This window comes from Paenibacillus apii (assembly GCF_011043685.1).
GTDB classification, from domain to species: Bacteria; Bacillota; Bacilli; order Paenibacillales; family Paenibacillaceae; genus Paenibacillus_AQ; species Paenibacillus_AQ sabinae.
In genome coordinates this window covers 287081-307577 of the sequence record NZ_JAAKGU010000006.1, presented here as the reverse complement: position 1 = coordinate 307577, position 20497 = coordinate 287081, and the positions used below count along the sequence as shown (strand labels likewise).

General features: G+C 37.1%; 30 protein-coding genes and 1 pseudogene. 28 read left to right on the top strand and 3 right to left on the bottom strand.

The window, feature by feature from the left end; translation table 11 throughout:
• Positions 1-209 precede the first annotated feature (209 nt).
• The 3 genes from G5B47_RS26190 to G5B47_RS15395 all read right to left on the bottom strand — a co-directional run bounded on the left by G5B47_RS26190 (position 210) and on the right by G5B47_RS15395 (position 1883).
• The gene (locus tag G5B47_RS26190) at positions 210-260 is read right to left on the bottom strand and encodes a putative holin-like toxin (RefSeq protein ID WP_229716897.1); all 51 of its coding nucleotides are present in this window, start codon (positions 258-260) and stop codon (positions 210-212) included.
• A 719-nt stretch (positions 261-979) separates the two neighbouring features.
• Entirely contained in the window at positions 980-1426 is a 447-nt protein-coding gene (locus G5B47_RS15400) for a hypothetical protein (RefSeq protein ID WP_206107370.1), read from the bottom strand.
• The gene (locus G5B47_RS15395; protein ID WP_165099664.1) at positions 1410-1883 is read right to left on the bottom strand and encodes a MerR family transcriptional regulator; all 474 of its coding nucleotides are present in this window, start codon (positions 1881-1883) and stop codon (positions 1410-1412) included. The genes G5B47_RS15400 and G5B47_RS15395 overlap by 17 nt, the downstream gene beginning before the upstream one ends.
• 443 nt (positions 1884-2326) lie before the next feature.
• Here G5B47_RS15395 and G5B47_RS15390 point away from each other — a divergent pair, with 443 nt between their 5' ends.
• The 28 genes and pseudogenes from G5B47_RS15390 (at position 2327) to G5B47_RS15260 (ending at position 20491) form a co-directional block, all read left to right on the top strand.
• Positions 2327-2929: a dienelactone hydrolase family protein gene (locus G5B47_RS15390; RefSeq protein WP_165099661.1), complete on the top strand. Its 603-nt coding sequence runs from the start codon at positions 2327-2329 to the stop codon at positions 2927-2929.
• A gap of 142 nt (positions 2930-3071) precedes the next feature.
• Positions 3072-3854: a class I SAM-dependent methyltransferase gene (locus G5B47_RS15385; protein WP_165099658.1), complete on the top strand. Its 783-nt coding sequence runs from the start codon at positions 3072-3074 to the stop codon at positions 3852-3854.
• Between the two features lie 48 nt (positions 3855-3902).
• The gene (locus G5B47_RS15380) at positions 3903-4082 is read left to right on the top strand and encodes a hypothetical protein (RefSeq protein ID WP_165099656.1); all 180 of its coding nucleotides are present in this window, start codon (positions 3903-3905) and stop codon (positions 4080-4082) included.
• Between the two features lie 307 nt (positions 4083-4389).
• On the top strand, positions 4390-4938 hold the full coding sequence (locus G5B47_RS15375) for a hypothetical protein (RefSeq protein WP_235957182.1): 549 nt from the start codon (positions 4390-4392) through the stop codon (positions 4936-4938).
• A gap of 312 nt (positions 4939-5250) precedes the next feature.
• A complete protein-coding gene (locus tag G5B47_RS26050; protein ID WP_328804547.1) occupies positions 5251-5373 on the top strand; it encodes a hypothetical protein in 123 nt (40 codons plus the stop codon).
• Positions 5370-5735 (top strand): GNAT family N-acetyltransferase, encoded by a 366-nt coding sequence (locus G5B47_RS15370; protein ID WP_328804551.1) that lies wholly within the window; start codon positions 5370-5372, stop codon positions 5733-5735. Before G5B47_RS26050 ends, G5B47_RS15370 begins: the two co-directional genes overlap by 4 nt.
• Before the next feature lie 279 nt (positions 5736-6014).
• Entirely contained in the window at positions 6015-6338 is a 324-nt protein-coding gene (locus G5B47_RS15365; protein WP_165099654.1) for a hypothetical protein, read from the top strand.
• Positions 6339-6647: 309 nt separating this feature from the next.
• On the top strand, positions 6648-7130 hold the full coding sequence (locus tag G5B47_RS15360; RefSeq protein WP_165099652.1) for a DUF1572 family protein: 483 nt from the start codon (positions 6648-6650) through the stop codon (positions 7128-7130).
• Between the two features lie 420 nt (positions 7131-7550).
• Positions 7551-7946 carry a hypothetical protein gene (locus G5B47_RS15355; RefSeq protein ID WP_206107369.1) on the top strand — a complete coding sequence of 132 codons (396 nt, stop codon included), beginning with the start codon at positions 7551-7553 and terminating at the stop codon, positions 7944-7946.
• 137 nt (positions 7947-8083) lie between these two features.
• Positions 8084-8368 (top strand): annotated as a pseudogene (locus tag G5B47_RS15350) (ATP-binding protein); the annotation flags it as partial.
• A gap of 192 nt (positions 8369-8560) precedes the next feature.
• Positions 8561-9082, top strand: coding sequence for a GNAT family N-acetyltransferase (locus G5B47_RS15345; RefSeq protein ID WP_165099645.1), 522 nt, complete (start codon positions 8561-8563; stop codon positions 9080-9082).
• A 248-nt stretch (positions 9083-9330) separates the two neighbouring features.
• Positions 9331-9699 carry a hypothetical protein gene (locus G5B47_RS15340; RefSeq protein WP_025336270.1) on the top strand — a complete coding sequence of 123 codons (369 nt, stop codon included), beginning with the start codon at positions 9331-9333 and terminating at the stop codon, positions 9697-9699.
• Positions 9700-9932: 233 nt separating this feature from the next.
• Complete coding sequence (locus G5B47_RS15335; protein ID WP_025336269.1) at positions 9933-10187, top strand: hypothetical protein; 255 nt, start codon at positions 9933-9935, stop codon at positions 10185-10187.
• Between the two features lie 329 nt (positions 10188-10516).
• Complete coding sequence (locus tag G5B47_RS15330) at positions 10517-10969, top strand: hypothetical protein (RefSeq protein WP_025336268.1); 453 nt, start codon at positions 10517-10519, stop codon at positions 10967-10969.
• A 129-nt stretch (positions 10970-11098) separates the two neighbouring features.
• Positions 11099-11560, top strand: a complete 462-nt coding sequence (locus G5B47_RS15325; protein WP_025336267.1) for a hypothetical protein — start codon at positions 11099-11101, stop codon at positions 11558-11560.
• A 27-nt stretch (positions 11561-11587) separates the two neighbouring features.
• The gene (locus tag G5B47_RS15320) at positions 11588-12079 is read left to right on the top strand and encodes a GNAT family N-acetyltransferase (protein ID WP_025336266.1); all 492 of its coding nucleotides are present in this window, start codon (positions 11588-11590) and stop codon (positions 12077-12079) included.
• A gap of 87 nt (positions 12080-12166) precedes the next feature.
• On the top strand, positions 12167-12709 hold the full coding sequence (locus tag G5B47_RS15315) for a hypothetical protein (protein WP_165099643.1): 543 nt from the start codon (positions 12167-12169) through the stop codon (positions 12707-12709).
• Between the two features lie 40 nt (positions 12710-12749).
• Positions 12750-13322 carry a nucleotidyltransferase family protein gene (locus tag G5B47_RS15310; RefSeq protein ID WP_235957181.1) on the top strand — a complete coding sequence of 191 codons (573 nt, stop codon included), beginning with the start codon at positions 12750-12752 and terminating at the stop codon, positions 13320-13322.
• Positions 13312-13773: a GNAT family N-acetyltransferase gene (locus G5B47_RS15305; RefSeq protein ID WP_165099642.1), complete on the top strand. Its 462-nt coding sequence runs from the start codon at positions 13312-13314 to the stop codon at positions 13771-13773. Before G5B47_RS15310 ends, G5B47_RS15305 begins: the two co-directional genes overlap by 11 nt.
• 112 nt (positions 13774-13885) lie before the next feature.
• Positions 13886-14374, top strand: a complete 489-nt coding sequence (locus tag G5B47_RS15300) for a GyrI-like domain-containing protein (RefSeq protein WP_165099640.1) — start codon at positions 13886-13888, stop codon at positions 14372-14374.
• Positions 14371-14892, top strand: a complete 522-nt coding sequence (locus G5B47_RS15295) for a hypothetical protein (RefSeq protein ID WP_165099639.1) — start codon at positions 14371-14373, stop codon at positions 14890-14892. The genes G5B47_RS15300 and G5B47_RS15295 overlap by 4 nt, the downstream gene beginning before the upstream one ends.
• A gap of 56 nt (positions 14893-14948) precedes the next feature.
• Positions 14949-15638, top strand: a complete 690-nt coding sequence (locus tag G5B47_RS15290; protein WP_165099638.1) for an HAD family hydrolase — start codon at positions 14949-14951, stop codon at positions 15636-15638.
• Positions 15639-15652: 14 nt separating this feature from the next.
• Complete coding sequence (locus G5B47_RS15285) at positions 15653-16540, top strand: aminoglycoside phosphotransferase family protein (RefSeq protein WP_165099637.1); 888 nt, start codon at positions 15653-15655, stop codon at positions 16538-16540.
• A 33-nt stretch (positions 16541-16573) separates the two neighbouring features.
• On the top strand, positions 16574-17098 hold the full coding sequence (locus G5B47_RS15280) for an SMI1/KNR4 family protein (protein WP_165099636.1): 525 nt from the start codon (positions 16574-16576) through the stop codon (positions 17096-17098).
• Between the two features lie 218 nt (positions 17099-17316).
• Entirely contained in the window at positions 17317-18192 is an 876-nt protein-coding gene (locus G5B47_RS15275; RefSeq protein WP_165099635.1) for a phosphotransferase, read from the top strand.
• A 57-nt stretch (positions 18193-18249) separates the two neighbouring features.
• Positions 18250-18825, top strand: a complete 576-nt coding sequence (locus tag G5B47_RS15270; RefSeq protein ID WP_165099634.1) for a hypothetical protein — start codon at positions 18250-18252, stop codon at positions 18823-18825.
• Between the two features lie 109 nt (positions 18826-18934).
• Complete coding sequence (locus G5B47_RS15265; protein ID WP_165099633.1) at positions 18935-19402, top strand: GNAT family N-acetyltransferase; 468 nt, start codon at positions 18935-18937, stop codon at positions 19400-19402.
• Positions 19403-19696: 294 nt separating this feature from the next.
• A complete protein-coding gene (locus tag G5B47_RS15260; protein ID WP_165099632.1) occupies positions 19697-20491 on the top strand; it encodes an SDR family NAD(P)-dependent oxidoreductase in 795 nt (264 codons plus the stop codon).
• Positions 20492-20497 lie beyond the last annotated feature (6 nt).

Sequence of the window (20497 nt, the reverse complement as noted above, 5' to 3'; positions counted from 1 at the left end):
GAATAAACCATAACAAAGACAATTAAAGAACCAAAAATACATACTTAAAAGAAATACCCCTATAAAAGCGTTATAAAATGAGCTATACTGAGGTAAGAATAAGTAAGGAGCCGTGCGGGAACACGACTCCCAGAGCACAATAACTGCATAAAGAGCAGTCGGCCACACAAGATAGGTCGAGAATAGACCGTTACCTTAGGCAGGGCGGTCTATTTCTTTTTCATGTAGGTAAGAAGCGCCAAAATGAACATGCCGAACATGAACATTAAGGCGAGAGCATCTTTGACCTCCATGGGCATCACCTCCCTTCCGGGAGATTAGCCTACCGCCCTTATAGCCGTATATTGTACTCAAAAATTAAAACATGGGAAATCGAATAAAGAACCATAAAATGCTTTAAAAATCTCGATAACACATGAAAAAAGAACGATATGAAATGCTGTTAGAGTCAATCAAAGAAGTTAGTAACATCACTTAACAATGCATCTACGCTGCGGGGCATTTGCCCCTTGGTTGTCGGGAGTTATACATATAAGAATATTCAGACAACACACGACCCGGCCTAAGATAAGAGCTATCTGAGGCCGGGTTGCGTCGTAGATGCGGAGACGTTAACAGAAATCTCCGGAAAGAGCATTTTGAGATCGATAAATGCAATTTAAGTTTCAGTAAGTCAAACAGGAAGAAATATAAAAGCATTACTTAAATTATCTTAGTTTGTTTGGATTTTGCGATGTCTTGATCCTAATTTAATGCATAGGGTTACCTAGAAAGTACGTATGTTTAATAAGAGATGATATTGTGAAATGTCCTTGGTGGAAAGTGAACGACCAGGGGCATTTTTTTATTTATAGGCTCGGTTATCCTTGATTGTTGATTTGTGACTAAAAGAAAAACTGCCACATTAGGCGGTTTATTCTGAACTATCGTTTCCCGTTAGCGTATTGCAAATCACTGGCAGTGAAACGCAGTTTAATGCTCAAACCTTCCTACTGGTTTGTGGCGATTGACCTCCGAACTCTTTTTTCTTCATTCTTATGCCCAATATGATGAAAGCGACATAGATTAGGATGGCAATCGAATCGATTAACGTATCCGTAAGTGCCGAAACATCATAAAATGCCGTTACGCCGAGAATGACCATCAGGCGAACAAGCAGAAGTGACACGATCGTCCATGCAGCAGACCGGATCTTCGATCGATCGCTTTGAAATGACAGGATAATGAATACAATACCGAAGACCAGATTCTCTGCGGTGATAATGTGCCAGACATACCTAAATATTATACGTGTATCCATGGCTATATCATTCATAAAAAGCGTCGGCAGTACAGCGGATTGCCCGTTCCAAGCGTGCGTAACGGCAAACAGTATCGCAAGAACGCCAGCAATCAGATAATAATAATTCTTAATTTTGATGTCCATCACAATCCTCCTTAATTATTCCAGGTTCCTTCTTGTGAAGATCCCGGTAAATCTCCCGAACGAACACTGCCAGCCGCTGGTCACTTTCATGATTAAAGTCCCTTAGCGTTTTAACTGCTACGTCGAGCAACTGACTGACCTTTTCAAGATGTGCAATTTTCTTGCGAGTTTCTGCTTTTTTGGCATCAAGGAATTCAGCGACCTCCTGGCAATAAGCAGGATCTACACTCTGCATTCTGTGGAACTGAAACTTCCCCTTGATTTCTTCGAGAGAAAAATCCGCATACTGCATGATTTGAATATTCATCAAATCGACGAGGTCGTCCTTAGAATACCTGCGGTAAGAATTGTGTTCCCGGGACGGCGATACGATTCCAATACGGTCATAGTACCGAAGCGTATCCTTCGGAATACCAAGTATCCGTGAAACCTCATTTATAGAATATTGTTTTTCCATACATTCACAATAACATTGGAGTAAACTCCAATGTCAACTCGTTTTTACTATATCTTTTTTCACGGGTATTCATGCAATCCTTACAACTATGCTGTCCGTTACTTCAAGGAAAAAATTAACAACACAGTTTAACAAAGCCTATTTAAAAGAAGTAGTGAAATAAGAAAGGGAATGGGATACAATTCCAAATAAGGGCTTGAATTATAGCGTATTTTGAAAGCAGCTCAAGATGTCGGTGACATCAGTTAACATAGTATTCACGCGGCGGAGCCTGGCGGCTCCGTGGTTCGCCCGAAGGGATCGGCAGAGTAGTGGAATCAGGCGAACAACCCTACGAACCTAACCGCAGTCGCCCCTGATGGGGCTTAAGGTTCTCGGGTTCGTGAATACAGGAACGTTATCGGAAACCTGAGCAAAGATTATTTAAGAAAGATGGAATTTCAATGAATAATTCAAGTAAATCGTTAGTGATTATCCTTCATGAAATATATGGAATAAATGATCATATAAACTTTTTCAGTGACGTAATAATCAAAGAAGGTTTTGATGTACTTAGTCCAAATTTATTACAGAAGGAATCATATTCTTACGATCAAGAAGATAAAGCATATCACTATTTTATGAACGAAGTGGGATTTAACAAATCATTAGATGAAGTAATACAAATTGTAAACTTTAATAGAGAGAAATATGATCAGATATTCATTATTGGATTTAGTATAGGTGCAACAATTGCATGGATGAGTAGTGAATATGAGGTTGACGGAATAATTGGATATTATGGATCGAGAATTAGAAATTATATAGAGATAGAGCCAAGATGTCCAACTTTGTTATTCTTTCCTAGGTATGAGAAGTCTTTTAATGTATTAGATTTAGAAAAACACTTAAAGAGTAAAAAGAAAACTGCTGTAGAAATTGTTGAAGCGGAACATGGTTTTATGAATCCTTTTTACAAAACCTATAATTTCAAAGAATATACGGAATGTATAAAGAATAGCATAGATTTTATTAGGCAAATCGAAGAAGGTTCAGGCATCCGATAACACCGTATTCATGCATCGGGCCATTCGGCCCTCGGTCCGATCGAGGTGTTTCGATGAAGCGGATTCAGGCGGACACATCCATTCCCATAAGATAAGAGTTATCTAAGGGGAATGGGCGTCGTAATTTGTGAGGTGAACTCAAATGGACTTGCGATTGAAATTTAATGAAGATGTAGTTAATTATGATAAATGGCGACCAACATATGTTGCGGAGTTGTTTAATGATATTATCCACTATTCGGGTCTGAACAGTACAAAAAATGCACTTGAAATAGGTATAGGGACAGGTCAAGCAACGTTACCAATTTTGAAAACAGGCTGTAAAGTAACGGCTGTTGAGCTTGGTGAAAAATTAGCTGAGTTTACAAAACAAAAGTTTTCACAATTTAGTAACTTTAAAGTGATTAATATTGATTTTGAAAGTTTTACTACTGATGACAATAAATACGATATGATATATTCTGCAACTGCTTTTCATTGGTTACCACAGGATATTGGTTTTACCAAAGTGCATAGTCTGTTAAAACACGGTGGTACAGTTGCATTATTTTGGAATCATCCAATTGCTATTGGCAAAGATGCTACTATGCACATTGAAATTCAAAAAATATATAAAAAATACAAGCCTTTTGGCGACAAATCACCGAAAGAGTTTGATGAAAAAACTTGTCAGCAGTATGCAGATACTATGGGAAAATATGGTTTTTCTAATGTTATTACAAAAATTTACCGTCAAACACGGAAGCTACATGCAGAAGACTATATTTCGTTATTGAATACATACTCAGATCACAGATCTTTACAGATGGAAGTTAAAAACGTATTAGAAAGTGAAATAGCAACTGTAATAGATAAGTTTGGCGGTATAATCAATATTTACGATACTATGGATTTATATTTAGGAAAGAAATATCTAGTCGAATAAGTGAAAATACTATAAATAACATCAAAACATATAAAAAAGGAGAACAAGATGAAATATATTTCTATTTATATACTTTCAATAATAATTGGAATAGGATTGATAATATATGGAAGAAGAGCAAAGGTGAAAGCTTCTATTTTCTTAGGGGGAGTTATAATTTCAATTGATATATTGGTACCATTTCTTTCATTTATTGCAGGGTTTATAGATGGATACCAAGCTAAATAAATAAAACTTAAATGATGAATTTTAAATACAAGAATATAAAGAATTTTCTAAGTGTTTCTGAGATGTCGACTACTTCACATAACACAGTATTCCCGTATCGGGCCTTACGGCCTTTTGTTGCCAAGAGGCATTTCGGAGAAGTGGATTCAAGTTTATACACTAGCAAGGCTAAGTGGCTGCGCCACCCGGTTTCGGGTCCATCACTACGCTCGGATTAACGCGAAAACTTTAAGCCTTTCGGCGTCGGAAATGCAAGAACGTTAGGCGAAACCGCTTAAAGTTTAAAATCTATAGCAGGAGAATTCGTATGGAGCAATACAGTTTTATTCGGATTAACGAAGCTTTTCCAACTGAAGATTTAGTTGGGCGGTGGATTATTGGACTCGCGGTTATACATAATGATTTTCTCTTTCTCAGGAAACAACTATTTATGAGAACAAAAGATATTTCAGAGTTTGTAGTGGAAGCACCCACAAGTTTTAAATTTCTTGTAGCTTCTCTACGAGGAGCGATTTTCTATTTAGAAGAATCTCAGAAACATTACGAAATTAAGAACTATATCGAGCTTTTGCCTTCCAGTCTCCTTGAATTACATAGTCGACTTACTCCTTTATTTAGAACAGGTCATAAAGCCGATTTATTACAAAGACTAACGAATATCAGAAATATAACGTATCATTTCTCTAAACCCCATAGAAATGAAATAGTTGAGGCATTAAAGGAAATCCAGGATCAAAAAATATTTTATGAAGATACAGAAAACAGATTTTTATATGCCGAACATATCAGAAATTCAATAATACTAAATTCGCTTTTTGATCCAGAAGAAATTAAATTGAGGACCAACAATTATTGATCACTGGAGTATTAAGGGAGATCAAAGAGGCTTTTGAGGTATTTATTAAATTTTCAAGGGAAGTAAATAAGCTTTACCTGAAAGATTTTTTGTAAGTAAATCTTCACGGCATCGCCTAACAATGTATTCACGCTGCGTCGCTGTCGCTCCTTGGTCCAGCCGAAGATAAGAAGCCAGGAGGCGGAATCAGCGGGACAACCCTGTGAGGCGAAGTCTAACGACCCGGCAGCTATGCTACCTTAAACCTTTTGGGTTCGTGAATGCGGAAACGTTATCTGAAACTTGGCAAAACTATTTTTGGAGGGTTGTCAAATGAAGCTTGAAGAGCATTTTGAACCTTTTCCTGAACTAGAAACTAAGAGAACAACTTTAAGGCCTATTGATTATTCAGATCTAAATGATATGCTACACAGAAGGTTGGCCCATGGGGAATAGAACTCAAAGAGTCCGGAAGAATAATTGGAAGCTGTAGTTTTGTTTCATGGGACGATAATAATCGCAGAGCTGAATTAGGATATGTGTTATCAAATCAGTATTGGAATCAAGGAATAATGACAGAGGTAATAAGAAGAATTATTGAGTTTGGATTTAAAGACCTTGATTTGATCAGAATTGAGGCAAGGTGTCTGCCAAGTAACCTAGGTTCATTAAAAGTCATGGAGAAAATAGGAATGAAGTATGAAGGCGTATTAAGAAGACATATTTGGGCTAAGAACGATTTTCAAGATTTAAAGATGTATTCAATAATAAGGGATGATTTTGAAAGAGGACTCAAAGATGGCCCAGGCATCAGATAACAATGCATTCACGCTTCGGGCCATTCGGTCTTGGTCCAGTAGAAGAGATTACGCTGATGTCAGAGCAACTGGACACATCGATCTTCCTAAGATAGGAGCTATCTAAGGAAGATCGACGTCGTAAATACCTAAACGTTATGGGAAGGACCTGGAATCTTAATAATCATAGGCTAACCCGAGAAGTTATAATGGGCTGGTAGACAACCTTAACGGATTCAGCAGTACAATAAGGTTAGGTGAAATTACGGAAAGACTACTAAAATAAAGGACGGAACCAACATGCTTGATTTTTTAAGCAAACATGCTCAAAAAGCCTATAAAGAAATACAACAAATCACAGAACAACCAGACCTTCTTTTCTCCAATGATCCAACTCTAATTCCTCTAGAAGCGAGAACTAACTATAGATATATTCATGGATTTACACGTTTACTAAGGAAAGGGACTCTAAATATAGAGGATGTAACGATATCATTATTCTTTGTTAAAAGTAAGCTGGATGAATACTTAAAGAAAATATATAAGAACAAGGATTTTGAATTCATCATTTATGGGGATATTGGAATTCCTGGTTTTTACATTAACGATCACGTCAAATTATGAGAACCATGATGATGAAGGACGATTTGAGCTAGACGAACTCGTTAAGTGGTTCAAATCAACGCATTGTATAACGGATTAAAAATAACCGAGAAGGATAGAACTTCACTTAACATTGCATTCACGCTACAGAATCTGTCAGTCCTTTAGTCTGCAGAAACGAAGGAGAGAAAGTTACGGGAGCCGGACAACCCTCCGAGGATAAGTCTAACAACCCGGCAACTGTGATGCCTTAAGCCTCTCGGGTTCGTGAATGCGGAACGTTATCGGAAATTCCTGCAAAGCTAAAACTATTAATGGATGGGTGATCTCATGGATGTGGTAAAAAGCATTTTAATTGCGAAATTCGAAGAGATCCAGAGAAGGATAATATTCGTTTTAGATCAGTTAAGCGATGAACAAGTTAATTGGCGTCCTAATGAATCTAGTAACAGCATAGCGAACTTAATAGTCCATATTAGTGGCAATATTAATGAAAGAATTGCTAGAGGAATTAATAAAAAAGATGTCACACGAAATCGAGATGAAGAATTTGAAGAACTTTATAGGACGAAACAAGAGTTGATTCAATTAACGAATGTTTCATTGCTTGAAATAATTGAAACGACAAAGAGCATGACTGAAGAAACATTTATGAAAACACAAATAGTGAGAGACAGGGAAAGAACGAATTGGGATGTATTGATACAGTGTGCGACACACTTTTCAGAACATTTGGGACAAGTGTTTTATATTGGGAAGATGATAAAGGACAGAGAGTATGTTACAACATCAGTACCTAAGAAGAGAATCTAATAAGGATGTCTGAAATAATTCGAAGAGGGTAAAACATCCGATAACACCGCATTCCCGTAGCGGGCCTTTTGGCCCATGGTGGCCAAGGGGCATTCCGAGGAAACAATTTCAGGCCACAAATCTGTGCAGTCACGCCCGGTCGGGAGCCAACTGGGATCAGGTTCTGTGCTTCTTTTAAGGTGGTGGGACGTCGGGAATGCAAGAACGTTATGTGAAATCATTGAAACTGTTTTTTTAGAATGTAATTCCAGGTGGTGAGTGAAAATCAAAATTCGTATAATAGGGGCTTGTGGTAGCGGCAAGTCCTACATCGCAAGAGAACTATCGGACAAGTATGGAATAAATCACTATGAAATGGACAATCTTGTATGGGATCGGAGCGCTGTGAATTTACGATATCCAATAAAGGTAAGAGATTCAATGTTAGATGAAATCATACATAAAGGAAATTGGATACTTGAAGGAGCTCATTATAAATGGGGACAGGAGAGTTTTAGGAAAGCTGACTTAATATTTATTCTTCAACCCAATAGATATATTCGTAATCTAAGAGTAATTCAAAGATTTATTAAGACAAGAATGGGAATAGAACAATGCAATTACAAACAATCTGTAAAGAATTTATATCAAATGCTATTTGTATATAATCGCGGATACGATCAGGAAGGCATGCACCAGATACTGGAGCTTACAAAAGAATATGTAGATAAGAGAATAATAACAAGGAACAAGCAAGAAATATGGGAACACATTGAAGAGTATTTGTTAGCTGACTCAAGAATGCAACGACATCATATAACACAGCATTCACGCTGAGGGCTGACGCCCTGGGTCTGCTGAAGAGGTTTCGGCGGCACTTACCAGGTGAAAGATCGGACCCAAAAAATAATATAAAAGATTCAAACGCAACGTCCTGTTGCTTGATGCTAAACCGGATAGAATGGGGATTAATATTGAAACGACGGGTTATTATAACAGTTGGTAAGACTCATAGTGGTAAAACCACTTTTGCAAGAGAGCTAGAACAACAATTAAAAAATTCAATAGTAATTGACCAAGATAACCACGCTGAATTCATAAATACTTACTATAAGTCATTACGTCCCGTACAAGGGTCAAATACCTTCAAATATATCCTCACAAATACAATAGTCGATTATGCTGTACAAAAAACTGATCTGCATCTAATACTTTGTAATTCAAATCGTAATCGTAATGGTCGAGCGGAGCTGCTTAGTTATTTCCATAATAGAGGCTGGAGAAGGGGAGGCAAATTACTTATTTGTAATTAAAGAATTAAACCCAGTTCAGTCTGTTATACAAAAAATAATAAATGTATGTAATGAGTAATAGATTAAAAATTACTTCATAAATACAAATCAATAGATCAAATCTCTAGTATGGATATGCTTGTTATAAAGGAGATCGCTATGAGCGAATTGATAATTAGATGGGCGGATTATCAAGATTGGTTCCAACTAGGCTTGGTTAGTTCAGAATCGTATCGTGAGACTTATTCGGGCATTATCCCAGATACCTATTTAAATTCTTTTTCCATTGAAAATCGACAGACACACTATAAAAGAGTATTGCTAGAAGATGCTAAAACTATTGCAATTCTTTTAGTAAATAATAAAGCAGCTGGCTATATAGAATTTGGAATGAATAAAGATACTGATTTAGATAATACATATGGAGAGGTTTATAACATTTATACGTTAAAGAGATATTGGGGGAACGGGTATGGGAAGCAGCTAATTACTTGGGGGATTGATAGGCTTCATGAAGCAGGATATTCAAATGTTTCCTTATGGGTCCTTAAAGAGAATACAAGTGCAAAGTCTTTTTATGAGCATTTGGGATTTATAAATGATGGATTAGAAAGAACAATTACAAGAGAAAAAGAGCTAATCCAATTGAGATATTCAAAGCGCCTTGATGAGAACAATTAAGAAAAACTGCAGAAGTTTTACTCGAATAAGTCATCTCCATCAGCACCGTATTCCCACGGCGGATCGCAAGCGATTCTTAGTCTGCAAGAGGAAATTCGAGGAAGTGAGTTCAGCAGATATACATGTACCGACTAACCACATCGCGGCTGTCCTTATCGGGGCTTAAGTTAGTGAGGCGTCGGGAACACAACAACGTTATCAGAAATCCCCGAGTGAACATATTCAAATTAATAAAAAAGGAGTTTTCGATGAAGAAAATAATAATGATTAGTTACATTTTAACGACTATGTTGGTGGTACTAACATTATCCGCTTGTAGTAATGATAAAAAATTAAACTTAAGTTCAAATACAGCAAAGGAAGTAGAACAAATAGGCAATATAATCTCAGTTGAACGATATGAGAATGTAAAAGCGATTTATAAAAACGAGATAGACGATGATTTCATTTTGATAACAATCGATGGACAGGACAAGACGTTAGGAATGAAAGGAGATTTTGATCTAAAGGAATATGTGGAAGGTGAGCCGATCAAGATTAGTTATGAGATCACTACGAAGCAGGTAGTGGACGGATTTATTAAAAGACCTTATATAACTAGAATTGATAAGAACTAAAATAGAAGATTCAGCTACGAAGTCGGGGACAGTTATAACAAAGCACTCACGCTGCTGGCTAACGACTTGAGTCTGAGGACAAAGTTTCGAGAATGCAATTGGAAGGCAGACAACCCTGCGAGGCTAAGTCTTCGACCTGGCGCTGACGGGCTTTAAGCCTCTCGGGTTCGTGAATACCAGAACGTTAGACGAAATACCCGAAGATTTTGTGAACTTTATATGGGGGAAAGACAGTGAAGCTTAGAATACCAATTTTTATATTTGCACTGGGAGTTGTTTCTGGAATCGTTCAATTGATTAATAATAACTTTACATTATCAAAGACTGAATCATACATTGAAATCATTTTGTTTTTCTTGATCTTAGGTGTAGCAGTATCTACCTGCGAGCGAATAGGAATGAATGATAAGAGAGTCAATTTATATACCGGAATATCTCTAATTGCTGCTGGCATTAATATTGATTTATTTCTTCTTAGAGGCTTGTAAGAGAAAAGAGAAATAACAGAATAAGAGAATAAGGAAATAAGAGACATAAGGATCGATAAATACTGTTTTAGTAAATCGAAGATGTCGGGTAACTCGCCTAACACTGTTTTCACGCATCGGGCCATTCGGCCCTCGGTCTGCCGGAAGTGGTCGGCACGGAAGCGAGTTCAGCGGACACATCCGCGCCGACTAACCGTGTGCGACCGGTTACTGACACAGCCTTAAGTTGATGGGACGTCTTGAATACAAGAACGTTATTTTATATGAAACTCAGCTAATCAATAATAAAACTATTAAAGAATAATTTTAGCCTAGAAGAAGGGGTAAGAATGAAAGAAAATTGGATACCTTTAAACACTCAAGAAGATATTGATAAATTAATCAATATATTTGGGGGATTTCATGATGCATGCTTAAAAGAGTTGTACATGTGGACGGAACATTATGTGGATTTCGACTTATCGATGAGTATAAGTGATAAGTTGGATACTCGAATAAGAGCACTTTTTCAAAGACAGTGGGAGAATCCCTCAGCCTTAGAGCTTTTATTTGAGGAAGTGACAAGATTAAGTATTACACCGAGCACTGAAAACTATGATTCAATTATTTATGATGGAACACTTTTATATAAGGCGGGGCTATTTTACTGGGCAGACGATAAAAATTGGACTCCAGGAAAAGAGACTAATTATGGCGTGAACTGGATTGCAGCAAAAAAGGTAAGTTGGAGAGAAGTAAGTCAGTGGATGGGGAAACAACAAAGATATGGAATAACTAAATGATTCCATAGTAACTTATAGAAGAGCTGAGCATCTCATAACATTCATGCTGCCGACCCTAATATCAACCAAGGCTACTAGAATTCGGGCTAAAATAGCGTGGGGATTACTATTGGATCGGAGAAAGTATTGATGGGGCATCCAATAATGAAATTTCAAAGAAGCATTTTCGCCAAGGTCTTTCTCGGAGTTATTTTATTGATATTCAATGCAGCAGGGATATATTTCGCCGGCATAAAGGTGGCAGCAGTTTTTTTAATACCTTCTATTGCAGCCCTTCTGGCTATTATCGGCAACAGTTATCTAGTGTCTAACGGCACAGTGACCAAATACTTTTTTGGCTATAGACTCTTAGAAATTGATATTCTCGAAATAGATTTAATAGAATTTTATAGCGTGAAAAAATTTGGCACTATAGAAATCAACATAGCCTCCCCCGAAGAAGATGAATATAGATTGCATTTGAAAAATGGAAAAACGATAAAAATACCATCAAATTATACAGACGGAAGAGTAACTATAGGGAGCTACATATGTAAGAAATATAAAGTGAAGAAGAAAGAAACGAGGAAAATAAGATATTTTTACTCCTAATTTTCAGCTCGTGAATTGGAGTACACTATGGAGATTAAACTTGTTCCAGTAAAACAAGAAGAAAAAAACATACTGTTGAATCTATATCAGTTGTACTATTACGATTTTAGCGAGTTCACAAACCAGGATATCAATAAAGAGGGAAAGTTTGATGTGAATATTGATTTCTTTTGGGAAGGAGATCATAGATGGCATCCTTATTTTATAGAGACATCCGGAAGGATCGCCGGATTCGTAATTGTGCTTCTTGAGAATTTAGATGTAGATCCAGATCCAACACATGTTATTTATGATTTTATGGTTATGAAGAAATACAGAAGAAAGGGTATCGGGCATGCAGCAGCAATCCAAGCATTTAAGTTGTACAAAGCGAACTGGAAAATAGTCCAGATGGCGACTAATACTCCTGCAATATCGTTTTGGAGAAAAGTGATAAAGGATTATACAAAAAGTAAATACACTGAAATATTTAGGGATGATGTAAAGAAGTATGTTCAATCATTTAGCACAAAGCCATAAAAGAGTAAATGATGGGTTATTTTTGTCGGCATCGGCTAACACCGAATTTCCGCATCAGTAGTTAGTACCGGAAAGGAGTTTAATCATTTGAACAAATTTTCTACAATCCTTCTTCTGTTGTTGTTTATGTTGTGTGTTTTACCTGGCTGTACTTCAGATGTTATTGATACGCCAGAGTACAAAGGCAAGCATATAGTTATCGGTATCATAGGAGAACCTCCTACAATAAGAGAAGGAAATGTAAGCTTTAAAAAGATGGATTTTACTCAACTTAAGGAGTTACATTCCCTTTCTGAATATGACGCAGTTTTCATTTCCAAAGAAAATCTGCCCGAAGCGGCTGGCCAAGAGTACGCAAAAATTTATAAAACCGCAAGGTTACCATTTTTCTTTATTCAATCTAAGAAGTCCTATCTGCCCTTTACAAACGAAGAACTGTCATACGACGAAGTTCCAGACCTTTCATCCGATACGTATGCCACTGGTTACTTTCAGTATAAAGATAAATTTCAATATTGGGGTTACGGGTTATACAATGACAAATTAAACAGCCCGAATATTGAGGATGTCTACACACGGATCTTTGAAACAATTGAGTCAATAGGCAAGTACGTAAACGCCGAAACGTAATGCGAAAGATCGAAGATATTTTTGTAGGTGGGTGGATTAAATGATGCTTGTAGAACGGCTGATCAAAATTATGCGTACATATGATTTTTTGAATAGGGATCTTGAGTTGGTACGACAACTTGAACTGCCCAATTGGTGGATTACAGCTGGATATGTGAGAAATTATGTGTGGGATGATTTGCATGGATATTCTAGTCGAACTCCACTGAACGACGTGGATATCCTTTACTATGATCCGAGTGACCTGAGCGAAGAGTCAGAAAAGAAATTTGAAACGATATTAAAGGCTAAATTGCAAGAATATAACTGGAGCTGTAAGAATCAGGCGAGAATGCATATAAGAAATCAAGACCATCCTTATGGTTCAGTGGAAGACGCAATGAAGCGGTGGCCGGAAACAGCAACGTCCGTTGGGTTAAGTTTGGATAGAAATCAGAACATTGAAATCATTGCACCTCATGGATTGAATGATTTGTTCGATTTGGTGATTCGGAGAAGTCCATTTTATAAGGACAAGGAGTATTTTTACAAAAGGGTACAAAGCAAGAGATGGCTTGAGCTCTGGCCGAAACTAAGATTGATTGAAGAAGAGGGTGATTTCATTGAAGATTGAGTATCTAGAGACAGACCACACCGCTCTTAAATTAGTCAAACCTTTATGGGAACGGCTTAGAGACCATCATGTTTTATTGTCCACACACTTTTCAGAGCGCATATCAAAAAATACGTTTGAAGAACGATCAAGAGATCTACTCAACAAGTCTAAACAAGGACAATTAAAGATCATATTAGCTCACGACGCAGTAGAGAAGAGGTTATTAGGATATTGTATTAGTTCGATTAACGAAATGAAGCAAGGAGAGATCGATTCGATTTTTATCATCGATGATTTTAGAGGTATGGGTATTGGAAATACATTAATGAAGCGGACACTTGATTGGTTTGAAGACAATGGCATTCATAATATTTGCCTATCTGTTTTATTCGGAAATGAACAAGCATTGAATTTTTATGAGAAGTATGGATTTTATCCCAGAACATATTTGTTAAAGAACAGGGCTTAAAGGAAAATCCATGAATTATTACCATATTGATACACAAGAACGGAATAAAGTGTAAAATAAGTTAGAGGAGCCGACAACCCAGCGAGGCTAAGTTAACTTAGGAGGATGGTTCATGGAGGTACATATTGAAGAAAAACAATCTTTTACCGTTATCGGAAAAATGGGACAGGGGCTTTCATCCAAAAGTACAGAGTGGATTCCAAAGCTGTGGCAAGAAGCCAATCAAAATTTTAGTGAAATTAGTAATTTAGCCAAGAAAGACAGTGCAGGTAACCTGATTGGGATTTGGGGTGCAATGAGTGATGTTTCCGAGAGATTTGAACGATGGACAGAGCAGGGGAAATATCTGGCTGGTTGTGAAGTTTTGGATGACTCGGTAGCCCCAAACGGTTGGACTAAATGGGTAATCCCTTCATATAAGTTCGCAGTAATGAAATGCAATCAGAATACATACCGGGATAAATTCAAATACATGGTTAATGAGTACATTCCCAATCACAATTATTCAATCGTTGGAGCTGTGCATGAATACTACAATCCATTCGAAGAAATTGGAGATTTAAATTTGTATTTTCCGATAGAAAGAATCTATGACAAATGATCACGAAGATCATTTTATTCTTACTTGGATTAGTGATTTTAACCGGCTGTGCAGCTCATGGGAATCAGCAAATTCATGTGAGAACACCTACAGAGCAGGAATTGGAACGTTTTTTAAGTACAGAAGGAGTTAAAGCATTAGCAGTAAAAAAATACAAGGATCATGCCATCATTCTAGGCGATAGCTCTGTTTACACTTTGTCCATGACAGCGGATAACGAATTTCAGTATATAGGAAGCTCATGGAGTGGCGGGCCTGACCGGATCGATGTAACGGCTGTTACACAGGAAACCCCTTTTATTGGGATTATCATTCATCGAAATGATGTACTGGAGCAAGGCAACAAAATGAAAATAACCTTTGCGGACGGGAAGTCAGTTGAAGAGATTATGCACCATGAAAAAGCTTATATTGTCGATCATCCCCTTGGAAAACGGACCAATTCCTCAAAGGCTATAGTAGAAGTATTTAATGATGAAGGCGAAATGATATATAGTTCGGATATTAATAATCATTGATATTTATAGAAATAAACAAAAGCCATGAAAAAAAGTGAGTTTGGAGGTGACTCCGCATGAAAGCAATTGGCTTCGACTTAGGGGATACGTTAATTTTTTATCGCAATGTTCAGGCCAGTTGGACCGACCTCTATGAAAAGGCGCTCACAAAGCTTTTGCAGGATATGGGTATGGATCATAACGGCGAATTAATAGAAGCCGCAGTCCAAATTTTAAAGAAGTTCAATACGAGAATTAATCCTAGAGATTATGAAGTAAAGGATACTGATATTTTTCAAGAAATCCTCCAAGAATGGGGAATAAATAAGGATATTAAGCAAACGATCCATACGTTCTTTAGTTTTTTTCAGGCAGAGTCACACATGTTTGACGACACATTACCTATTTTAAAATATCTAAAAGAACGAAACATAAATATCGGAATTCTTACCGACGTACCTTATGGCATGTCTAGAGAATTGGTGATGAAGGATCTTCAGGGATTTGAGCAGTACGTGGACGTTGTTATTACATCGGTGGAGGTAGGCTACAGAAAGCCGCGGAGTGAAGGATTTATCCAACTGGCCCATCAACTGGGATGTCACCCTGAACAGATGAGTTACGTGGGTAACGAAAGAAAGGATATTGTGGGGGCAAAGCTACTGGGGATGAAAGGGGTACTCATCAATCGGGAACGATTAGATATAGATTGGGGACAAGATGTGACGATTACAAAACTTCATGAGATAGAGAAATTATATAAATAACTCAGGAGGCCTTCATGGAAGATAGAAAGTTGAAATACATAAAATATATCAAAGAAAAATACCCGGATATCGAAATACAACAAATCAACTCTAACCTAACGGATGGTCTCCATAACGATGTGATCATTATTAATGATAGGGATGTTTTTCGTTTTGCCAAACATGATTTTAGTAAAAGCCTCTTACATAACGAACATAAGGTGCTTCAAATTGTCAAGCAATTCGTAGATATGACTGTGCCGGATTTAGACATGATTGATGATGGGGTATCGAAGTATACCTACATAAAAGGTAAGCCTATTTATCGGAGCAAAATCTTGAAATTAAGCGAAGACGTTCAAGAGCAGATAGCTCAACAATTGGGCGTTTTTTTAACTCAACTGCATTCCATCCCGATGAGCATAATAAGCGAAAATAGAATCAATGCGTTCCCTGGTAATGGAACGAGGGACTCCTATTTGGATTTATATTCAAAAATTGAAACAAAACTATTTCCCCATATGAAGAGCTATGTCATCGATTGCGTTCGAGACATCTTTAATCCTATTTTTAATCACACGAATTTCCTTGATTACACCCCAGCCTTAATACATGGAGATTTAGCTCCCTACCACATCCTTGAGGAATCGAATGAAGTTATCGGGGTTATTGATTTTGGTGTTTCAGGTTATGGCGATCCTGCTCATGATGTTAGTGTTATTCTTGATACATTGGGTGAGGGATTCATCAAGAAATTAAGTAAGTATTATAAAGGCATTGATTCATTTATCGATAGATCACGGTTTTATGCCAATGTCTCGTCAATAAGATGGGCATTGATCGGATATGAAAATAATGATGTATCATGGCATTTAAACCATCTGTTTACGGCAAAAGACATAAGTCCATATAGTGGTTGGTGAATAGCAATAAATATGACTAAAGGACGAAAAGGAATGAATATAGAAGAACTTATAAAAACACTTAATAAAAGAAGTGATTGTATACTTTTTGAACCAAGCAGCTTACCGGAACTAACGGATAAGATTGATGTACCTCAAGAACTGATAGAATTTTATCGATTATGTGGAGGTGGAACCTTATTTGTTGATAGTGCAAGACCTATTGAGATTCTAAAACCTAGTGAGGTCCTACCTGCAAATTTGGTCATTCTTGGGGAAGAGGCATACGAAGAACTTTTACTTAATGAAGAAAACGATATTTCTATGAAGTGGTATGTAGTCGTCCGATACGATGAGATAGAATATGTCACAATAGACTTTGACCAAGTTCGGTGTGGTCGTTGTTATGATAGTTTTCATGAAACCCATGCTGTAGCAGGAAGTTGTGAAATTATAGCTTTAACTTTTTCGGAATTTCTATCTAATTTGTTAGAAACAACGACTAAAACAAGTGACGGTTTGTATTGGCTAAGAGATGATTTTATTCGAATTGGAGATGCTTATGAATATGATTCATAGGAGATCGTGAGGAGTAGAGTTTATATGAGAAATTTCGATTTTACTGTATCAGGATTTATCAAGAAGTATCCCAAGCTAACATTACTTTTTCTGGCTATCTTAGTGTTCGATATCAATTATTATTTTGGAAAAGAAGTAGGAAGAACGCTATATTATTTAACCCACTAGTAGATACAATAATTGTAGTTTATGCAAATAGGGAATAAGGAGAAAAAGGAATGATAACAGAACCTACTATCCAAGAAATTAATAGAATATTTCAATTACATCTTATCAACGATGAGATCGTAAAAATTCAAAGGTTGTCTGGAACAACTAGTGGCCGTGTTTATAGGCTTGATTCCAATCAAAACAATAATTATATATTGAAATTTGATGAACCAAATCAGATTCAAATGGTTGAACAATTGCTCAATACTTATCAAAATTCAATGCTATTACCAAATGTTCTTTTTACCGCTCAAGATAAATCACATTTTATTTACACTTACATCAATGGTACAACTCATATTAACCGTGGATCAAAGAAAAAGTGGTTAACCATACTAGTGAATGAATTATTCAATAAATACAGCAAATATCAACATACAGACATTTGGGGGAGATTAGAGTATCCTCTTCGTTCTTGGAGGGAATTCAATGAAATAAGTGTTGAGGAAGCTAGAATCAACATTGGAAATTCCTTAACAACAGATGACTATATCTTTGTTAAATCACAAATTATTAAATTATTTGGAGAGGAAATAGTACAAGGAGAAAAATATTTATTGCATGGAGATACAGGAGTGCATAATTTTGTATTTGATCAATTCTCTTTAATTGGTGTCATTGATCCATCACCTATGGTGGGACCATTAATTTATGATTTTATTTACGCTTTTTGTTCTTCTCCCGACGATATTAATATTGATACTTTATTTGCAGCACAGGATAATCTTAAACAAGGACACATTGACAAAATAAGGTTAATTGATGAGGTGTCAGTACAGCTATATTGCCGAGTGGGGCTTAGCGTAAAACACCATCCAAATGATTTATCTGAATATCTAAAGGCATGGGAACATTGGAAAGAGCTTTGTAAGAAAACTCAATGAATTAGAATAAAAGGTGAAATATAACGTATTGCCAAAGGCCTTAGAAAGGAACAACCAATGAAAAAGAGATCATTAATCATTATCTTAGTCATTTCGTTTCTTTTATATGGAGGTTACCAAGGCTATGAATATTATAACGATCATTTTGTAGATCAAAGAATAATACAGAACATTTTGGAGCGGAATCATTATGCTATCACCAAAAAGGATACTGCGGTAAAACTTGATCTTTCTATTAAACCGGAATGGATTCCTTTCGAAACGGAGAAACCGCAAAACCTGAATATTAAGATTGCAGAAAGCCACAACACCAATATCCTACTCCAACAAGTGTGGAATCGCGGCAATGATATTTATTTTAGTTTCCATACAACCTATGATTTGAACTTCAATAAGGGTAAGTTTCTATACAATATGTTGTTAAATGATGACGGTACATATACAACGAAAGGGTCGCCAGAGGATTTTCAGCTAACCGATCTCCATGGAAGCCAGATTCAAATAGGTCAGACCGGATATGGACCGGGTTCTGATTTTTCCTTCGGAATTGATCCAAGTGAATATGAGAGAATTCGAAACGGATTTAATGTAAGGTATTCGGGGATGATTTTGTATGAGTATTCTAGAAAATAATTCTTCGCATAACACAATAATTAAGATGCTATGGCAGTTCATATGGAGAGGTCAGGGATAGGAGGAAGAGTATATGATTTATTTTTATAAATAAAGGGAGAATCAAACCATGCTTATTATGAAAGCGGAAGAAGCGGATCTTGAGGAGATTTTAGAGTTGCAGCGCAAGGCATTTGTGGTTGAAGCGGTAATATACAATGATTACACAATTCAACCGTTGCGGCAGACCATAGAGGACCTGAAATCGGAATACGAAACACAGACTTTACTGAAAGCGGTCGTTGAGGAAAATAGGATTGCCGGCTCCGTACGAGCTTTTTTTAATGGGGATACGTGTTATATTGGAAGGCTAATTGTTCATCCGGATTTTCAGAATAAGGGGATTGGAACAAGTTTGCTTTGTGAAGCCGAACAGATGTTTAAGGAATGCAGGAGATTCGAGTTATTTACAGGGCACTTGAGCAAGAAGAATCTCTATTTGTACGGCAAGAAAGGATACAAGATTTTTAAGTCGCAAGTAATAAATGAGAAATTGACGATGATGTATCTTGAGAAGATGAATGGTTTCGGAAGTTAAAATACGGGCAAGGCCTTCCGGCCTACTGCGAGAATGAAATTCACAAAATGACCTCCTAAGCAACAATCAGCAGTAAACTCCGACGTTACTTTTTAGTACCTATATTACTAAAAAGTACCTACTTTCCATTCGTGTCCGTTAGAACTATAATAGCACATACTCATCAAAACCAAGTGTAATTCAGTTTCGGTTTTTACAGGAACTATTTACAGCTCGCGCGATTCGTCAGACCTCTGGCTTGTCGTTGATGGCTATGGACTTGACGGGTGCATAATGACACGAAGGAGAATGGTTATGGAATTGAACTTGAAAAATAAATTAGTTCTTATTACAGGATCCACAGCGGGGATTGGTAAAGGAACAGCCGTAAGTTTTTTGAAAGAAGGAGCCAAAGTTATTATTAACGGCCGCTCTGAAGAAAATGTTAATGCAACGGTTAAAGAACTCTCCGCACTCGGTACGGTTTATGGGATTGCCGCAGACGTTGCCGATAAAGCGGAATGCGAGAAACTCATCAATAAAGTGAATGAAATCGGAGATTTGGATGTCTTGATTAATAATACGGGTGTTTTTACCGTAAAGCCTTTTGTTGATGTAACGGATGAGGAATGGCTGGAATACTACCAAATTAATGTGATGAGCGCTGTTCGTTTATCCAGAGCATTCCTGCCCAAGATGATTGAACGCAATGCGGGACGAATCATTAACGTTGCAAGTGAAGCGGGAATTAAACCCTATCCTGAACTTATTCCTTATGGTATATCTAAAACTTCGCTCATTACGCTTTCAAGAGGTTTGGCGGAAGTGGCCAAAGGAACAAATGTAACGGTTAACTCGGTTCTTCCAGGACCGACGTGGACGGAAGGATTCGGCACTTTCATTACAGACCTGGCTAAAGAGAATGGAAAAGATTTGGATACCTTTGTCAAAGATTACTTTAAGTATGACCAGCCGACTTCTCTGATTCAGCGTTACGCCACAGTTGAGGAAGTAGCGGATACCATTGTGTTCCTTTCATCAGATAAAGCATCAGCCATCAACGGTGCGGCTCAAAGAGTAGAGGGCGGGATTATCCACAGCATTTTGTAATAACGC

Bases quoted from the DNA above. Each gene is read 5' to 3' on its own strand.
- G5B47_RS15375 (WP_235957182.1), top strand. From the start codon at position 4,390: ATGGAGCAATACAGTTTTATTCGGATTAACGAAGCTTTTCCAACTGAA.
- G5B47_RS15325 (WP_025336267.1), top strand. From the start codon at position 11,099: ATGGGGCATCCAATAATGAAATTTCAAAGAAGCATTTTCGCCAAGGTC.
- G5B47_RS15355 (WP_206107369.1), top strand. From the start codon at position 7,551: ATGTTAGATGAAATCATACATAAAGGAAATTGGATACTTGAAGGAGCT.
- G5B47_RS15260 (WP_165099632.1), top strand. From the start codon at position 19,697: ATGGAATTGAACTTGAAAAATAAATTAGTTCTTATTACAGGATCCACA.
- G5B47_RS15385 (WP_165099658.1), top strand. From the start codon at position 3,072: ATGGACTTGCGATTGAAATTTAATGAAGATGTAGTTAATTATGATAAA.
- G5B47_RS15310 (WP_235957181.1), top strand. From the start codon at position 12,750: ATGATGCTTGTAGAACGGCTGATCAAAATTATGCGTACATATGATTTT.
- G5B47_RS26050 (WP_328804547.1), top strand. From the start codon at position 5,251: ATGAAGCTTGAAGAGCATTTTGAACCTTTTCCTGAACTAGAAACTAAG.
- G5B47_RS15390 (WP_165099661.1), top strand. From the start codon at position 2,327: ATGAATAATTCAAGTAAATCGTTAGTGATTATCCTTCATGAAATATAT.
- G5B47_RS15365 (WP_165099654.1), top strand. From the start codon at position 6,015: ATGCTTGATTTTTTAAGCAAACATGCTCAAAAAGCCTATAAAGAAATA.
- G5B47_RS15300 (WP_165099640.1), top strand. From the start codon at position 13,886: ATGGAGGTACATATTGAAGAAAAACAATCTTTTACCGTTATCGGAAAA.
- G5B47_RS15320 (WP_025336266.1), top strand. From the start codon at position 11,588: ATGGAGATTAAACTTGTTCCAGTAAAACAAGAAGAAAAAAACATACTG.
- G5B47_RS15285 (WP_165099637.1), top strand. From the start codon at position 15,653: ATGGAAGATAGAAAGTTGAAATACATAAAATATATCAAAGAAAAATAC.
- G5B47_RS15380 (WP_165099656.1), top strand. From the start codon at position 3,903: ATGAAATATATTTCTATTTATATACTTTCAATAATAATTGGAATAGGA.
- G5B47_RS15395 (WP_165099664.1), bottom strand. From the start codon at position 1,883: ATGGAAAAACAATATTCTATAAATGAGGTTTCACGGATACTTGGTATT.
- G5B47_RS15295 (WP_165099639.1), top strand. From the start codon at position 14,371: ATGATCACGAAGATCATTTTATTCTTACTTGGATTAGTGATTTTAACC.
- G5B47_RS15330 (WP_025336268.1), top strand. From the start codon at position 10,517: ATGAAAGAAAATTGGATACCTTTAAACACTCAAGAAGATATTGATAAA.
- G5B47_RS15270 (WP_165099634.1), top strand. From the start codon at position 18,250: ATGAAAAAGAGATCATTAATCATTATCTTAGTCATTTCGTTTCTTTTA.
- G5B47_RS15280 (WP_165099636.1), top strand. From the start codon at position 16,574: ATGAATATAGAAGAACTTATAAAAACACTTAATAAAAGAAGTGATTGT.
- G5B47_RS15290 (WP_165099638.1), top strand. From the start codon at position 14,949: ATGAAAGCAATTGGCTTCGACTTAGGGGATACGTTAATTTTTTATCGC.
- G5B47_RS15345 (WP_165099645.1), top strand. From the start codon at position 8,561: ATGAGCGAATTGATAATTAGATGGGCGGATTATCAAGATTGGTTCCAA.
- G5B47_RS15400 (WP_206107370.1), bottom strand. From the start codon at position 1,426: ATGGACATCAAAATTAAGAATTATTATTATCTGATTGCTGGCGTTCTT.
- G5B47_RS15340 (WP_025336270.1), top strand. From the start codon at position 9,331: ATGAAGAAAATAATAATGATTAGTTACATTTTAACGACTATGTTGGTG.
- G5B47_RS15360 (WP_165099652.1), top strand. From the start codon at position 6,648: ATGGATGTGGTAAAAAGCATTTTAATTGCGAAATTCGAAGAGATCCAG.
- G5B47_RS15265 (WP_165099633.1), top strand. From the start codon at position 18,935: ATGCTTATTATGAAAGCGGAAGAAGCGGATCTTGAGGAGATTTTAGAG.
- G5B47_RS15275 (WP_165099635.1), top strand. From the start codon at position 17,317: ATGATAACAGAACCTACTATCCAAGAAATTAATAGAATATTTCAATTA.